This is a genomic window from Azospirillum sp. TSH100, assembly GCF_004923295.1.
GTDB lineage: Bacteria > Pseudomonadota > Alphaproteobacteria > Azospirillales > Azospirillaceae > Azospirillum.
Map to the genome: position 1 here is coordinate 1 of NZ_CP039640.1, position 16,446 is coordinate 16,446.

Sequence of the window (16,446 nt, forward strand, 5' to 3'; positions counted from 1 at the left end):
GAGATGTGCTACGCGACCGTCGCCATGGTCACCGATTACGACTGCTGGCACGAGGGTCACGACCATGTGTCGGTCGATGCGGTGATCAAGGTGGTGGTCGCCAATGCCGGCAAGGCGCGCGCGCTGGTCTCGGCCCTGGCGCCGAAGGTGGCGCAGCGCCAGGGGCTGTGCGCCCAGGGCTGCCACACCGCGCTGGACAACGCCATCATGACCGCCCCCTCCCACCGCGATCCGGCGATGCTGGAAAAGCTGTCGCTGATCGTGAAGCGCGCGCTGGGGTGACCCTCCAAGGGGGTGGGGGAGAGGGACCCCACCCGATCAGATCACCCCGCGCCGACGCAGCTCCCCCATCACCTGGGCGACCATCCCGTCGGTGCCCTGTTCGGCACCCTTCAGCGTGACCTCCGGAGCCTCCGGCGGCTCATAGGCGCTGTCGATGCCGGTGAAGTGGGGGAGCTGGCCGGCGCGGGCCTTCCGGTACAGTCCCTTGGGATCGCGGGCCTCGCAGACCTCCAGCGGCGTGTCCATGAAGATCTCCAGGAACTCGCCCTCCTCCACCAGGGAGCGCGCCATGCGGCGCTCCTCGCGGAAGGGGGAGATGAAGCTGACCAGCACGATCAGCCCGGCCTCCACCATCAGCTTAGCCACCTCGGCGACGCGGCGGATGTTCTCCACCCGGTCCTCGTCGGTGAAGCCCAGATCCCGGTTCAGCCCGTGACGGACATTGTCGCCGTCCAGGATCATGGTGCGGCGGCCGAGACGGTGCAGCTCCTGCTCCAGCCGGTCGGCGACGCTGGACTTGCCGGAGCCGGACAGACCGGTGAACCACAGCACGCAGGGCTTCTGCACCCCACCGGCCCGCGCCGCCTTGTCCAGCTTCGAGGGGTGGCGGTGGATGTTGGAGGCCCGGCGCAGCGGGAAGCGGATCATGCCGCAGCCGGCGGTGGCGTTGGTCAGCCGATCGATCAGGATGAAGCTGCCGGTCTCGCGGCTGTCGGCGTAGGCGTCGAACGGGATCGGCCGGTCGAGCGCCAGATTGCAGAACCCGACATCGTTCAGGTCGAGATGCTTGGCGGCGGCATGCTCCTGGGTGTTGACGTTGATGGCGTGCTTCAGCTCCGTCACCTGGGCGCCGACCGTCGCCGTGCCGGCGCGCAGCAGATAGGAGCGGCCGGGCAGCAGCGGCTGCTCGTCCATCCACACAACATGGGCCGCGAACTGGTCGGCGACCTCCGGCCGGCCGGCCGCGGCGACGATCATGTCGCCACGGCTGGCGTCGACCTCGTCGCCCAGCACCAGGGTAATGGCCTGTCCGGGCTCCGCCGTCTCCAGCTCGCCATCCATGGTGACGATCCGCGCCACCCGGCTGCTCCGCCCGCCGGGCAGGATGGCGACGTCGTCGCCGACGCGCAGCGCACCGCCGACCACCGTGCCGCAGAAGCCGCGGAAGTCCTGGTTGGGCCGGTTGACCCATTGCACCGCCATGCGGAAGGCGCCGAGCTTCTCCTCCGCCGCGGCGTCCACGCTCTCCAGATGGCCGAGCAGGGTGGGGCCGCCGTACCAGCCCATCCGCTCCGACGGTCTGGTGACATTGTCGCCGGTCAGTGCCGAGACCGGGATGCAGGTGACCTCGGTGAGGCCGATGCGCAGGGCAAAGGCACGGTAGTCGGCGGCGATGCGCTCGAAGGTCTCGCGGTCCCAGCCGACGGCGTCCATCTTGTTGACCGCCAGCACGACATGACGGACGCCCAGGAGCGAGACGATGGTGCTGTGGCGCCGGGTCTGGGTCAGCACGCCCTTGCGCGCGTCGACCAGCAGCACCGCGGCGTCAGCGGTGGACGCGCCGGTGACCATGTTGCGGGTGTACTGCTCGTGGCCCGGCGTGTCGGCGACGATGAACTTGCGGCGGTCGGTGGTGAAGAAGCGGTAGGCGACGTCGATGGTGATGCCCTGCTCGCGCTCCGCCGCCAGCCCGTCGACCAGCAGGGCGAGGTCGAGCTGGCCGGCACCGGTGGTGCCGAAACGGCCGGAGTCCGCCTCCAGGCTGGCCAGCTGGTCCTCGAACAGGCATTTGCAGTCGTAGAGCAGCCGGCCGATCAGCGTCGATTTGCCGTCGTCCACCGAGCCGCAGGTGATGAAGCGCAGCAGGTCCTTGCCGTTCTGACGGGCCAGATGCGCCTGCACCTCGCTTGCAGCATCCATGGGGGCGGCATCCACAGGAGAGGCGGCGATATCGGCGGCGGGATCGGGATCCGTCAGCATCAGAAGTAGCCCTCCTGCTTCTTCGCCTCCATGGAGGCGGCGGCGTCCTGGTCGATCACCCGGCCCTGCCGTTCCGAACTGGTCGACAGCAGCATCTCGCGGATGATCTCGGGCAGGGTGGCGGCGGTGCTGCTCACGGCCCCGGTCAACGGATAGCAGCCGAGCGTGCGGAAGCGCACCCAGGCCATCTCCGGCACCTCGCCGGGCCTGAGCGGCAGACGGTCGTCATCGACCATGATGAGGGTGCCGTCGCGCTCCACCACCGGGCGGGGCTTGGCGAAATAGAGCGGCACCACCGGGATGCTTTCCTGATGGATGTATTGCCAGATGTCGAGTTCCGTCCAGTTCGACAGCGGGAAGGCGCGGATGCTCTCGCCCTTGTGGATGCGCCCGTTGTAGAGGCTCCACAGCTCCGGCCGCTGGTTCTTCGGCTCCCAGCGGTGGGTGGATGTCCGGAAGGAGAAGATGCGCTCCTTGGCGCGGCTCTTCTCCTCGTCGCGGCGCGCCCCACCGAAGGCGGCGTCGAAGCCATGGGCGTCGAGCGCCTGTTTCAGCGCCTGGGTCTTCATCACGTCGGTGTGGACGGCCGAGCCGTGGCTGAACGGGCCGATCCCCTGGCGCACACCCTCCTGGTTGATGTGGACCATCAGGTCGACGCCCAACTCCTGCGCCATGCGGTCGCGGAATTCGATCATCTCCCGGAATTTCCAGGTGGTGTCGACATGCAGCAGCGGGAAGGGCGGCTTCGACGGGTAAAAGGCCTTCATCGCCAGATGCAGCAGAACCGAACTGTCCTTGCCCACCGAATAGAGCATGACCGGCTTGCGGAACTGGGCCGCCACCTCACGCATGATGTGGATGCTCTCCGCCTCCAGCCTTTGCAGATGGGTGAGACGGGCAGGCGTGGTCAGGATGGCGGACAAGTCATCCCCGGGAACGGTGACGGACCGGCTTTTGGCCGCGGGACGGGTGTCGAGCAGTGGGTCAAGCAGCATAGCCGGCCTTCTTCTGCATGTCTCCGGTCACGGCGTCGAAGATGGTCCGACGCTTGCGCGACCATTGGATCGGGCGCTTCGACGGGTCGAAGCCTTCGGGTTTCCTGACGGGGAGCCAGCTGACTTCGCCATTGCTGCGCGAAGCGCGGGAGGATCCCAGGATGGGCAGGTCGCCGATCCGCTCGAACGGATAGCGTCCCTCGTCCAATTCCAGAAAGCGCATAAGGTCGCGGGCGGTACCGTCGGGGGCGGCCACCGCGTCCTCGAAACGGACCAGCCGGCAGGCATCAATGCTCATCCGGCTCTGCGCCTCCAGCGCCGCCTCGGTACCGAAGCTCCATTCGCGGCAGACGTCGGCGAAGGTCCGGCCGAGAAAGCGCAGCGGCCAGGTGTCGATGGTCGACTGCACCGCTCGGCGGCCGTCGCGCAGCACGATCAGGCAGCGCTCCGCCGGGAACAGATAGGGGAAATAGCGCAGCATCCGGGTGTGGGGCGACTTGATCACCACCGTCTTGTCGGCCGGGAACTCGGCTTCGATCCGGCGCAGGAAGCCGCTGACCATATAGCAGAAGGTTTCCAGATCGCTGAACGACTCCCGGTTGCGCCGATAAAGACGCAGGAAGCGCCCCTCATAGATGCGCGCATCCTCCACCGTGTTCAGGAAGGGAAGCTCGCGGATGCCATAGGGGTTGACCACCACGTCGGGGTGCAGTTCCAGCAGGCTCTGGAGATAGTTGGTGCCGCTGCGCGGCATCACCCCGTGCAGGAAGACGATGCGGGGGGCAGTGGGGACGGCAGGCGCTTCCGATGGGATCCCGCGGACCGATCGGGCGACCGAACGCAGGTGACGGGCGTTCTCCTCGCTGAACCAGGGATCGAAGAAGGCCGATCTTTCAGTGCTTGGAAGTCGAAGAAGCCGCTTTCCGACAAAACTGATCTCTTTCTGAAGACGATGGACCGCACCGTCACCGAAGTGATTTTTTAACGATGCGGCATAATGACCGGCTGCCAGGGTCTTTCCATTCCAAAGCACAATGGCCTCCTTTTGCGCCACCGCGTCGCCGGGCAATCCGGTTTTCCCATGGTCTGGGCAATCGGTGCGTTTTTCCTGCAAATCAGGCAATCGCCGTCTCTCAAGGCTAGTTATGGTCCTGTCGGATGGGCTTTTTTAGTCCTAATCCGGACTTAACCCCATGGGTTTACAAATATACGGACGTGATCCTCAATGGTAACCCACAGATTACCCGATAAACTCATAAAAACATATGTGTCTATCTTTGCAGTAGGAAAATCACATTCGATCTTAGCCTTGATTTTACTGATACGAATAGGACAGAACTCACCTGCATTGTCTGTAGAATTAACTCCGTCAGCACAATTTCCTCGAATGTTTATTTTATTATTTTCTTTAGAGATAACGAAAAAACATGGCTGGTTCGACCAGCACTCCGATCTTTCGGGTGAACGGGGAAGCCGAAGGTTCGTTCCCCCGCCCGTTCTTTTTCGGAGGGACCGGCCTCTTCCGCACCCTTCCGACGGCCTTCCGGCCGGGCCGATGCTTTCGCTTGAACGCCGCCGGAGCGGGGGTTATGGTCGGCCGGCCGCAGACGGGGAATACTCTAAATTGTTCAACTCTCAGTCGGGAAACCCTAAGGTGGCGGGTTCCGGCGCCGGTCCCTTTGCCCTTTTCCAGACAGCCTGGCATCACAGGTCGCTGATCCTGCGTCTGGCCCGGCGCGAGATCGACGCCCGCTATCGCGGGTCCGTGCTGGGCATCGTCTGGGCGGTGCTGAACCCGATCCTGATGCTGGCCGTCTACACCTTCGTCTTCTCGGTGGTGTTCCAGGCGCGCTGGGGCGCCACCGGTGGCAGCAACACGGAGTTCGCCCTGCTGCTGTTCTCCGGCCTGATCCTGTTCAACGTGCTGGGCGAGTGCCTGAACCGGGCGCCCGGCCTGCTGCTGGAGAACATCAGCTACATCAAGAAGGTGGTCTTCCCGCTGGAGATCCTGCCGCTGGTGTCTCTGGCGGTCGCGCTGTTCAACGCCGGCATCGGCTTCGTCATCCTGCTGGTCTTCCATCTGCTGGTGGCCGGGCTGCCGCCGCTGACGGCGCTGCTGCTGCCGCTGATCCTGGCGCCGCTCTGCCTGACCACGCTGGGGCTCAGCTGGTTCTTCGCCGCCGCCGGCGTCTTCCTGCGCGATCTGCGGCAGGTGGTCGGGGTCGGCGTCACCGTGCTGATGTTCCTCAGCCCGATCTTCTACCCGATGACCGCGATCCCCGAGCGCTTCCGCGCCATCCTGCACCTGAACCCGATGACGGCGATCCTGGAGCAGTCGAAGGACCTGCTGTTCTGGGGCCGCATCCCGTCGCCGGTCGAATGGGGGCTGGCGACGCTGGGCGCCTGGGTGGTGGCGTGGCTCGGCTATCTCTGGTTCATGAAGACCCGCCGGGGGTTCGCCGATGTCGTCTGAACCCATGTCGCCCAAGCCCATATCGCCTGAAACCCCCGTCGTCATCCGCGCCGAGGGGCTGGGCAAGGCCTACGCCATCTTCAAGCGCCCGCAGGACCGGCTGAAGCAGATGCTGGTGCGCGGCCGGCGCAAATATTACGACGAGTACTGGGCGCTGCGCGGAGTCGATCTGGAGGTTCGCCGCGGCGAGACGGTCGGGCTGATCGGCCGCAACGGCTCGGGCAAGTCGACCTTCCTGCAACTTCTCTGCGGCACGCTGACGCCGACCTCCGGCCGCATCGCGGTGGATGGCCGCATCGCGGCGCTGCTGGAGCTGGGCGCCGGCTTCAACCCCGAATTCACCGGGCGCGAGAACGTCTATCTCGCCGCCTCCGTCCTTGGCCTGTCGAACGCGCAGATCGCCGAACGCTATGACTCCATCGCCGAGTTCGCGGGCATCGGCGACTTCATCGAACAGCCGGTGAAGCTCTATTCCAGCGGCATGTACGCCCGCCTCGCCTTCGCGGTGGCGGCGCATGTCGATGCCGACATCATGATCGTCGACGAGATCCTGGCGGTCGGCGATGCTTCCTTCACCCAGAAATGCATGCGCTTCATCCACCGCTTCAAGGAGCGCGGAACCCTGTTCTTCGTGTCGCACGACACCGGGCAGGTGGTGAACCTCTGCGACCGGGTGGTGTGGCTGGACAACGGGTCGGTGCGGGCGATCGGCCCGGCCAAGGAGGTCTGCCACGACTATCTGGCAGCGCTCTACAGCGACCAGGACACCTCGCGCGGCTTCCGCATCGGCGGGGCGCGGCAGGCGCTGCCCCAGGCCAGGCGCGAGGAGCCGGTGGAGGATGCCCGCGCCGAGCTGCTGAAGGGCTCGCAGCACCGCAACGTCATCGAGCTGTTCGACTTCAACGACAGCGGCCCCTGGTTCGGCAACCGCGGCGCCACCATCACCAACGTCTCGATCCTGGATGCCGACGAACAGCCGCTCAGCGTGCTGGAGGGCGGCGAGGTGATCGTGCTGAAGGTGGACTGCCGGGCCGACCAGCAGGTCTACCGCCCGATCGTCGGCTTCTACGTGAAGGACAAGCTGGGCCAGAACCTGTTCGGCGACAACACCTTCCTCAGCTACCAGCTCGATCCCGTCACCGTCCCGGCCGGGCAGGATTTCGCCGCCCGCTTCCGCTTCCAGATGCCCTATCTGCCCAGCGGCGACTTCTCCATCACCGTGGCTCTCGCCGAGGGCACGCAGGAGGACCACGTCCAGCACCATTGGGTCGAGGACGCGTTGTTCTTCAAGGTCCACGCCAGCCATGTCGTGCGCGGGCTGGTCGGCATGCCGATGCTGGCGATCACGCTGGAAGCGGAGGGAGCCTCATCCCCTCAGGCGGCCCCCCGGGCGGCCCCCGCGACAAAATAGCGACAGGGCACGGATTCCCCCGGACTGAGGCAGGAAAACCGCAGGTCCGGGCATTGTTGGGCACCGCAAAGCGGGCTCGGGACAGCGGCTTGCATTCCGGCGGGGTGTCAGCGTATGTGTGTCGGCGGCTGTGACGGGGCCGTCCGCCGGGCCCGAAATGGTGTCCCGATGGACCGCACCCCGCCGCCGAGCCAGGCAGAAGAAGAGGCACAGGTGGATTCGTTTTTGAAGGATCAGGGATCGGACACTCTCCGTCGTATCTGCCGGCCGATCACGCTCCTGACTCCGGATCTCGTCACGGCGCCGGCCTCCTGGCTCGGCCATGTGCCCTTCGCCTTCTGGATCGTCGAGGCGCTGCGCCCGGACAGCCTGGTGGAGCTGGGGACGCACACCGGCAACTCCTATGCCGCCTTCTGTCAGGCGGTCCGCCATGTCGGGCTGCCGACCTCCTGCTATGCCGTCGACACCTGGGCCGGCGACCCGCAGGCCGGCTTCTACGGCGATGACATCTACAACACGCTCGCCGCCTATCATGACCCGCGCTATGCCGGCTTCTCGCGCCTGCTGCGCATGACCTTCGACGACGCGCTGCTCCATTTCGCCGACGGCAGCGTCGATCTGCTGCACATCGACGGGCTGCACACCTACGAGGCGGTGCGCCACGATTTCGAGACGTGGCTGCCGAAGATGAGCCGCCGCGGCGTGGTGCTGTTCCACGACATCAACGTGCGCAAGGGCGATTTCGGCGTCTGGCGCCTGTGGGACGAGATCACCCGCGACCGACCGTCCTTCACCTTCCTGCATTCCAACGGCCTTGGCGTGCTGGGCGTCGGCGAGGATCTGCCCGACGCGGTGCGCGAGCTGTTCGCCGTGCAACAGGCTGGCGGCGAGGGGCTGCGTGCCGTCCGCAGCTGGTTCGACCGGCTGGGCGACGCCGCCATCGAGGCCGAGGCCATCCAGCGCCTGGAAGAGCAGGAAAAGCACCTGCGCACCGAGGTGGCGATGGTCCGCAAGGTGCTGGACGACCAGATCGCCCACACCGAAGACCTGAAGGGCATGATCGCGACGCGCGACCGCGACATCGCCGTCATCCAGGGTTGGCTCGGCGACCATCAGGCCGAGATCCACCGCCAGGGCGATGCGCTCGCCGAAATGGCGCAGACTCTGGCCGAGCGCGAGCACGAACTGGCCGACCGCGAGCGCAACCTCGCCGCCCATGCCCGCGAACTGGTCGCCCGCGAACAGGCCATCGCCCATCTGCATGGCGTGGTGGCCAGCCGCGACCAGCACATCCACAGCCTGGTCAACTCGACCTCCTGGAAGCTGTCGGCGCCGGTGCGCAAGCTGGGCCGCCTGACCCAGAAGGCCGGGCGCTTCTACCGCCGCCGCCTGCACAGCATCACGCTGGAGCCGCTGCACGACGTGACGCCCAGCCCGCAGGGCGGCTATGAGGCGACCGGCAGCGACCCCGCCTTCCTGCTGCGCTCCGACCGCGGCCGGCTGCCCGGCCACTGGTGCGTGATCTCCTACCGGGTGGTCCGCGCCTCGGCCCCGCTGGTGCCGGTGATCTATGTCGATGACGGCAACGGCTTCGACGAGCGGACGATGATCCGCCTGCCTGTCGACACGGTGGGCGAGTTCCGCCAGCTGGCCCTGCTGCCGCAGACGGTCAAGGCGCTGCGCTTCGACCCCGCCACCCGGCCGGTGTCCTTCGAGATCGCCGACTTCACCATCCGCGAGATCGGCAAGACCAACATCCTGCTCGACTATGTCCGGCAGAACCAGCCGGCGCGGGTGCTGGACTATCTGCGCCGCCACGGCTGGCAAGCGACCAAGCAGCGCGTCCTGCAGGAACTTCAGCCGAACCGCTGGTCGGCCGACTACAAGTCGTGGGTGCGGATGTACGACACCCTGACGCCGGAGGACGGGGCGGCGATCAAGGCCGACATCGCCCGGCTGCCGGCGCGCCCGCGCTTCTCCGTGGTCATGCCGGTCTACAACACGCCGGAGACCTACCTGCGCGAGGCGCTGGACTCCGTGCTGGCCCAGTTCTACCCGGACTGGGAGCTGTGCATCGCCGACGACGCCTCCACGGCACCACATGTGCAGAAGGTGCTGGCCGAGTACAAGGCGCGCGACAACCGGATCAAGGTGATCCGGCGCGAGACCAACGGCCACATCTCCGCCGCCAGCAACAGCGCGCTCGATCTGGCGACCGGCGATTTCGTGGCGCTGATGGACCATGACGACCGGCTGCCGCCGCACGCCCTCTACACCGTCGCGGCCGAGCTGGCGCAGCATCCCGACACCGACATCCTCTATTCCGACGAGGACAAGATCGATGCCGACGGCGAGCGCTACGACCCGCATTTCAAGTCGGACTTCAATCTGGACCTGCTGCACGGCCAGAACATGGTCAACCACCTGGGCGTCTTCCGCCGTTCGCTGATCGAGCAGGCCGGGCGCTTCCGCCTGGGCTTCGAGGGCAGCCAGGATTACGACCTGACCCTGCGCGCGGTCGAGGCGACGCAGCCCGAGCGCATCCGCCACATCCCGGCGATCCTCTATCACTGGCGCGTCTTCCCGGACTCCGCGGCCTTCTCCACCGTCGATCTGCCGCGCGCCACCGCCGCCGCCCACAAGGCGCTGACCGAGCATTTCCAGCGCCGCGGCGTCGCCGCCACGGTGGAAACCTCGCCGGCCACCAATCGCTTCACCCGCATCCGCTACACCCTGCCGGCCAAGCTGCCGCGGGTGTCGCTGATCGTGCCGACGCGCGACAAGGTCGATCTGCTGAAGGGCTGCGTCGACGGGCTGCTGCACCGCACCGACTATCCGGACCTTGAGATCCTGATCGTCGACAACAACAGCGAGGAAGCGGCGACCTTCGCCTATTTCGACACGCTGAAGGACGAGCCGCGGGTGCGGGTGCTGACCTACAAGGCGCCCTTCAACTACTCCTCGATCAACAACTTCGCCGCCGCCGAGGCGACCGGCGCGGTGCTGGGCCTGATCAACAACGACATCGAGGTGATGGAGCCGGGCTGGCTGGCCGAGATGGTCTCCCACGCCCTGCGGCCGGAGGTCGGCGCGGTCGGCGCCAAGCTCTACTACGCCGACGGCACCATCCAGCATGCCGGCGTCGTCACCGGCATCTGCGGCGTGGCCGGCCATGTCCACAAGGGGCTGACCCGCGACGCCTACGGCTATTTCAGCCGGGCCCAGCTGACCCAGGACCTGTCCTGCGTCACCGCCGCCTGCCTGATCCTGCGCAAGGAGATCTTCGACGAGGTCGGCGGGCTGAATTCCGAGAAGCTGGCCGTCGCCTTCAACGACGTCGATTTCTGCCTGCGCATCCGCGAGACGGGCTATCTCGTCGTCTGGACACCGTTCGCCGAGCTGTACCACCTGGAATCGGCGTCGCGCGGGCCGGACACCGCGCCCGACAAGGTCAAGCGCTTCATGGGCGAGGTGGCCTACATGCAGGAGCGCTGGGGCGACAGCCTGCTGGCCGACCCCTACTACAACCCGAACCTGACGCTGGACGCCGAGAATTTCGGGCTGGCCTTCCCGCCGCGCACGGTCAAGCCCTGGCTGCGCAAGTCCTGCCCCGAGCTGCGCAAAGAGCGCCTGAAGGAAAGTATCTGAGCCATGGACGTCGTCTCTCTCGACATTCCCGACGTTAAGATCATCCGCCCGAAGAAGTTCGGCGACCATCGCGGCTTCTTCTCGGAAACCTATACCAAGAAGACGTTCGAGGCGGCCGGGCTGCAGTACGACTTCGTCCAGGACAATCAGTCGCTGTCGGCCGAGGTCGGCACCATCCGCGGCCTGCATTTCCAGCTGCCGCCGTTTGCCCAGGACAAGCTGGTGCGGGTGGTGCGCGGCGCCATCCTGGACGTCGCGGTCGACATCCGGAAGGACTCCCCCACCTTCGGCCGGCATGTCAGCGCGGTGATCAGTGCGGCGGAATGGAACCAGATCCTGGTGCCGATCGGCTTCGCCCATGGGTTCTGCACGCTGGAGCCGGACACCGAGGTCATCTACAAGGTGACCAACTATTATTCGCCCGAGCATGACCGCGGCCTGCTGTGGAACGATCCGGAGCTCGGCATCGACTGGCCGGTGCCGGCGGACAAGGCCCGGCTGTCGGACAAGGACCACAAGCATCCGACCCTGGCCCGGCTGACCGACCTGTTCTGACGGCGGTTTCCGGGTTCGGGCACTCAGAGCTTTTGCACAACGGGGGCCGCGGGCGGCCCCGCTTCTCGGCGGTAAGGTGGTTTGATGACGCGCATTCTCGTCACCGGCGGCGCCGGTTTCATCGGTTCGGCGGTGGTCCGCCAGCTTCTCGCCGAAACCGACGCCTTCGTCGTCAATGTCGACAAGCTGACCTACGCAGCCAACCTGTCCTCCCTGCCGGGCGCCGAGGGCAATCCACGCTACGCCTTCGAGAAGGTCGACATCTGCGACGCCGCCGAACTGCGCCGTGTCTTCGACACCCACCAGCCCGACGCGGTGATGCATCTGGCCGCCGAATCCCATGTCGACCGCTCGATCGACGGGCCGGGCGAGTTCATCCAGACCAACGTGGTCGGCACCTTCCGCCTCCTGGAAGCGGCGCGCGGCTACTGGTCGGCCCTGCCGGCGGAGCGCAAGGAGCGCTTCCGCTTCCACCACATCTCGACCGACGAGGTGTTCGGCACGCTGGGTGACGACGGCTTCTTCACCGAGACCACCGCCTACAGCCCCAACTCGCCCTATTCGGCCAGCAAGGCGTCGAGCGACCATCTGGTCCGCGCCTGGCACGAGACCTACGGTCTGCCGGTGGTGCTGACCAACTGCTCCAACAATTACGGCCCCTACCATTTCCCGGAGAAGCTGATCCCGCTGATGATCCTCAAGGGTCTGGCGGGGGAGAAGCTGCCGGTCTACGGCAAGGGCGACAACATCCGCGACTGGCTCTATGTCGAGGACCATGCCCGCGCGCTGCGGCTGGTTCTGGAGAAGGGCCGGATCGGCGAGAGCTACAATATCGGCGGCCACAACGAGCGCACCAACCTGGAGGTCGTCCGCGCCATCTGCGCGCATCTCGACGAGATGGACCCGGCCGGCGCCCCGCACGACCAGCTGATCAGCTTCGTCACCGACCGCCCCGGCCATGACAAGCGCTATGCCATCGACGCCGGCAAGATCGAGCGCGAGCTGGGCTGGACCCCGCTGGAGACCTTCGAGAGCGGCCTGCGCAAGACGGTCGCCTGGTATCTGGAGAACCGCGACTGGTGGCAGGCCATCCTCAACGGCTCCTACCAGGGCGAGCGGCTCGGCCTGAAGGAAGAAGGGGCCGCGCAATGAAGGTTCCCATGAAAGTCCTGGTTCTCGGCAGCAACGGCCAGCTCGGCTTCGAGCTGATGCGGGCCAACTGGGCGCCGGGCACCGATGTGGTGGGCCTGCCCTATCCCGAGTTCGACGTGACCCGGCCGGGCGACGTGGAGAAGGCGGTCGCCGCCCACGCGCCGGACCTGCTGGTCAACGCCACCGCCCACACCGCCGTCGACAAGGCCGAGAGCGAGGTCGACCTGTCCTTCGCCATCAACCGCGACGGGCCGGGCGCCATGGCGGCGGCCTGTGCCGCGCGCGGCATCCCCTTCATCCATGTCTCGACCGACTATGTGTTCGACGGGACGAAGGACGGCCTCTACACCGAGGACGACCCGATCAACCCGCTGGGCGTCTATGGCGCCAGCAAGGCGGCGGGCGAGGAGGCGGTGCGCGCGGCGACGCCGAAGCACGTCATCCTGCGCACCTCCTGGGTCTACAGCGCCTACGGCAACAACTTCATCAAGACGATGCTGCGCTTCGGCAAGGAGCGCGAGGAGATGCGGGTGGTCGCCGACCAGCACGGCTCGCCCACCGCCGCCGCCGACCTCGCCGCCGCCATCGTGCAGATCGCCGGGACGATTGAGAAGACCGGCAGCGCCGCCTGGGGCACCTACCATCTGACCGGCAGCGGCTACACCACTTGGCATGAGTTCGCCGAGCACATCTTCCGGCGACTGGAGGAGCGCACCGGCAAGCGGCCGCGCCTGACCGCCATCGGCACGGCCGACTACCCGACCCCGGCGCGCCGCCCGGCCAATTCGCGGCTGGACTGCTCCCGCGCCAGGGAGCGTCTCGGCGTCGTCTGCCCGCCGTGGCGGGAAAGCGTCGACCGCGTGATCGACGAGCTGTTCACCAACCCGCCGCAGGCGTGAGGACGAAGACCATGAAGGGCATCATCCTGGCCGGCGGGTCCGGCACCCGGCTCTACCCGGTGACGCGGGCGATCAGCAAGCAGCTGCTGCCGATCTACGACAAGCCGATGATCTATTTCCCGCTCAGCACCCTGATGCTGGCGGGCATCCGCGACATCCTGGTCATCACCACGCCGCACGACCAGCCGCTGTTCCAGACGGTGCTGGGCGACGGGTCGCAGTGGGGCCTGAACCTGACCTACGCGATCCAGCCCTCGCCCGACGGGCTGGCCCAGGCCTTCATCATCGGCCGCGAGTTCGTCGGCAACGACAGTTGCGCGCTGGTTCTCGGCGACAACATCTTCTACGGCCACGGCCTGACCAACATCCTGCGCGCCGCCGGCGAGAAGACCGAGGGCGCCAGCGTCTTCGCCTATGCCGTGCGCGACCCCGAACGCTACGGCGTGGTGGAGTTCGACGCGCAAGGCCGGGCGCTGAGCATCGAGGAAAAGCCGGTCGCCCCGCGCTCCAAATGGGCGGTGACGGGGCTCTATTTCTACGACAACGACGTGCTCGACATTGCCGCCGCGGTGAAGCCGTCGGCGCGCGGCGAACTGGAGATCACGTCCGTCAACGCCGCCTATCTGGATCAGGGCCGGCTGTCGGTCGAGCAGATGGGCCGCGGCTATGGCTGGTTCGACACCGGCACCCATGACAGCCTGCTGGAAGCGGCGGAGTTCGTCCGCACCATCCAGCACCGCCAGGGCCTGCAGATCGCCTGCCCGGAGGAGATCGCCTACACCTCCGGCTGGATCGACGCCGAACAGGTCCGCCGTCTGGCCGAACCGCTGAAGAAGAACGATTACGGGCGCTACCTGCTCGGGCTGCTAAGCTAAAGGCTAGAGGCTAAAGACAAAGGGCCGAAGACGAAGGATCGAACGGCCCTCCCGCCGCGTTGCTCCTTTGCGGTTGCCGGGGCCGCTCTGACGGCCGTCGGCAAACCGCCAACGCCAACAGCCAAGACAGGAAGGCAGCCTTGCCGGCTCTCACCAACCGAAAGCGCGTTCTCGTCACCGGCGGCGCCGGCTTCCTGGGCTCCCACCTGTGCGAGCGGCTGCTGGCGGCGGGGAACGACGTGCTGTGCGTCGACAACTTCTTCACCGGCAGCCGCGACAACGTCCTGCACCTGCTGGACAACCCGCATTTCGAGCTGATGCGCCACGACGTGACGTTTCCGCTCTATGTCGAGGTCGACGAGATCTACAATCTCGCCTGCCCGGCCTCGCCGATCCATTACCAGCACGATCCGGTCCAGACGACCAAGACCAGCGTGCACGGCGCCATCAACATGCTGGGTCTGGCCAAGCGGGTGGGGGCGCGGATCATGCAGGCCTCGACCTCGGAGGTCTATGGCGACCCGGCGGTGCATCCGCAGCCGGAGGAGTATTGGGGCAACGTGAACACCATCGGCCCGCGCGCCTGCTATGACGAGGGCAAGCGCTGCGCCGAGACGCTGTTCTTCGACTATCACCGCCAGCACAGGCTGGACATCAAGGTCATCCGCATCTTCAACACCTACGGCCCGCGCATGCACCCCAACGACGGGCGGGTGGTGTCGAACTTCATCATCCAGGCCCTGAAGGGCGAGCCGATCACCATCTATGGCGACGGCCAGCAGACGCGCTCCTTCTGCTATGTCGACGACCTGATCGAAGGCTTCCTGCGCTTCATGGACACGCCGGCCGGCGTCACCGGCCCGATCAACCTGGGCAACCCCGGCGAGTTCACCATGCTGGAGCTGGCCGAAAAGGTCGTCCGCCTGACCCGCTCGGCCTCAAGGATCGAGCACAAGCCGTTGCCACAGGACGACCCCAAGCAGCGCCGCCCCGACATCGCCAAGGCCCGTGCCCTGCTGGACTGGGAACCGGCCGTGCCGCTGGACGAGGGGCTGGAGCGCACCATCGCCTATTTCCGAGGGCGCTTCTTCGCCTGAGGGGTGGTTCTCCCTCTCCCGGGACAGGAGAGGGAATTTTCGCTCCCCTACCGGACCAGCCGTTCCTCCCAGGCAAGGGCCGAGGCGACGATGGTCTCCAGATCGGCATGGCGCGGGGTCCAGTCCAGCGTCCGGCCGATCCGCTCCACCCCCGCCACCAGGGCGGGGGGATCGCCGGCGCGGCGCGGACCGATGCGCATCGGCAGCGGTTTGCCGGTCACCCGCTCCACCATCGCCAGCACCTCGCGCACCGAATAGCCACGGCCATAGCCGCAGTTCAGCACCTCCGACGCGCCGCCGGCCTCCAGATGGCGCAAGGCCGCGACATGGGCCTCGGCGAGGTCGCTGACATGGATGTAGTCGCGCACGCAGGTGCCGTCCGTCGTGTCGTAGTCGTCGCCGAAGATCTGCAGCTCCGCCCGCTGGCCGGTGACGGTCTGGGCGGCGATCTTGATCAGGTGGGTGGCGACCTTCGACACCTGCCCGGAACGGCCCTGCGGGTCGGCGCCGGCGACGTTGAAGTAGCGCAGCGCCACATAGCGCAGGTCATGCGCCGCCGCGCTGTCGCGCAGCATCCACTCCGTCATCAGCTTGGAGGAGCCGTAGGGGTTGATCGGGCTGGTCGGCGTCCGTTCGTCGATCGGCAGCCGCTCCGGCATGCCGTAGACGGCGGCGGTGGAGGAGAAGATGAAGCGGCCGATCCCGGCCTCGACGCAGGCCTCCACCAGGGCGTGGCTCTTCACCGTGTTGTTGCGGTAGTAGGCGAGCGGCCGCTCCACCGAGTCCGGCACGACGATGCTGCCGGCGAAATGCATCACGGTGCCGATGCGGTGGCGGGCGAAGGTGTCGGCCAGCAGGGCCTTGTCGCCGACATCGCCCTCGACCAGCGGCACCCCATCGGGCAGGGCGGAGCGCCGGCCGGTGGACAGATCGTCCAGCACCACGACGGCGCGTCCCTGGTCGCGCAGGGCCAGCACCACATGGGAGCCGATATAGCCGGCGCCGCCGGTCACCAGAACGGTCGCGTTGTCGCTCGTGGTCATGTCCGCTCTTCGTCTTCGATTGGGGGCGATTGGGGC

General features: G+C 66.8%; 13 protein-coding genes. 9 read left to right on the top strand and 4 right to left on the bottom strand.

What is annotated here, in order from left to right:
* The first annotated feature begins 3 nt into the window (after window positions 1-3).
* Window positions 4-282: a hypothetical protein gene (locus E6C72_RS32485; RefSeq protein WP_247882193.1), complete on the top strand. Its 279-nt coding sequence runs from the start codon at window positions 4-6 to the stop codon at window positions 280-282.
* A gap of 36 nt (window positions 283-318) precedes the next feature.
* On the opposite strand, the gene cysN is transcribed toward E6C72_RS32485, so the two are convergent.
* From cysN to E6C72_RS30200, 3 genes are all read right to left on the bottom strand, one after another.
* The gene (cysN, locus tag E6C72_RS30190) at window positions 319-2,202 is read right to left on the bottom strand and encodes a sulfate adenylyltransferase subunit CysN (RefSeq protein ID WP_158280190.1); all 1,884 of its coding nucleotides are present in this window, start codon (window positions 2,200-2,202) and stop codon (window positions 319-321) included.
* 59 nt (window positions 2,203-2,261) lie between these two features.
* Window positions 2,262-3,113 carry a sulfate adenylyltransferase subunit CysD gene (cysD, locus tag E6C72_RS30195; RefSeq protein WP_247875811.1) on the bottom strand — a complete coding sequence of 284 codons (852 nt, stop codon included), beginning with the start codon at window positions 3,111-3,113 and terminating at the stop codon, window positions 2,262-2,264.
* A 133-nt stretch (window positions 3,114-3,246) separates the two neighbouring features.
* Complete coding sequence (locus E6C72_RS30200) at window positions 3,247-4,011, bottom strand: sulfotransferase (protein WP_247875806.1); 765 nt, start codon at window positions 4,009-4,011, stop codon at window positions 3,247-3,249.
* A gap of 900 nt (window positions 4,012-4,911) precedes the next feature.
* Here E6C72_RS30200 and E6C72_RS30205 point away from each other — a divergent pair.
* From E6C72_RS30205 to E6C72_RS30240, 8 genes are all read left to right on the top strand, one after another.
* On the top strand, window positions 4,912-5,730 hold the full coding sequence (locus E6C72_RS30205) for an ABC transporter permease (RefSeq protein ID WP_109086692.1): 819 nt from the start codon (window positions 4,912-4,914) through the stop codon (window positions 5,728-5,730).
* Window positions 5,720-7,141 (top strand): ABC transporter ATP-binding protein, encoded by a 1,422-nt coding sequence (locus E6C72_RS30210; protein WP_247875807.1) that lies wholly within the window; start codon window positions 5,720-5,722, stop codon window positions 7,139-7,141. The genes E6C72_RS30205 and E6C72_RS30210 overlap by 11 nt, the downstream gene beginning before the upstream one ends.
* Before the next feature lie 213 nt (window positions 7,142-7,354).
* The gene (locus E6C72_RS30215) at window positions 7,355-10,789 is read left to right on the top strand and encodes a glycosyltransferase (RefSeq protein WP_247875808.1); all 3,435 of its coding nucleotides are present in this window, start codon (window positions 7,355-7,357) and stop codon (window positions 10,787-10,789) included.
* 3 nt (window positions 10,790-10,792) lie between these two features.
* Window positions 10,793-11,344, top strand: a complete 552-nt coding sequence (rfbC, locus tag E6C72_RS30220; RefSeq protein WP_109086694.1) for a dTDP-4-dehydrorhamnose 3,5-epimerase — start codon at window positions 10,793-10,795, stop codon at window positions 11,342-11,344.
* A gap of 84 nt (window positions 11,345-11,428) precedes the next feature.
* Window positions 11,429-12,496 (top strand): dTDP-glucose 4,6-dehydratase, encoded by a 1,068-nt coding sequence (gene rfbB, locus E6C72_RS30225; protein ID WP_109086695.1) that lies wholly within the window; start codon window positions 11,429-11,431, stop codon window positions 12,494-12,496.
* 8 nt (window positions 12,497-12,504) lie between these two features.
* Window positions 12,505-13,395 (top strand): dTDP-4-dehydrorhamnose reductase, encoded by an 891-nt coding sequence (rfbD, locus tag E6C72_RS30230; protein WP_109086715.1) that lies wholly within the window; start codon window positions 12,505-12,507, stop codon window positions 13,393-13,395.
* 11 nt (window positions 13,396-13,406) lie between these two features.
* Window positions 13,407-14,270: a glucose-1-phosphate thymidylyltransferase RfbA gene (gene rfbA / locus E6C72_RS30235; RefSeq protein WP_109086696.1), complete on the top strand. Its 864-nt coding sequence runs from the start codon at window positions 13,407-13,409 to the stop codon at window positions 14,268-14,270.
* A gap of 140 nt (window positions 14,271-14,410) precedes the next feature.
* Complete coding sequence (locus E6C72_RS30240) at window positions 14,411-15,367, top strand: UDP-glucuronic acid decarboxylase family protein (protein ID WP_109086697.1); 957 nt, start codon at window positions 14,411-14,413, stop codon at window positions 15,365-15,367.
* A gap of 47 nt (window positions 15,368-15,414) precedes the next feature.
* On the opposite strand, the gene galE is transcribed toward E6C72_RS30240, so the two are convergent.
* Window positions 15,415-16,410 (bottom strand): UDP-glucose 4-epimerase GalE, encoded by a 996-nt coding sequence (gene galE, locus E6C72_RS30245; RefSeq protein ID WP_109086698.1) that lies wholly within the window; start codon window positions 16,408-16,410, stop codon window positions 15,415-15,417.
* Window positions 16,411-16,446 lie beyond the last annotated feature (36 nt).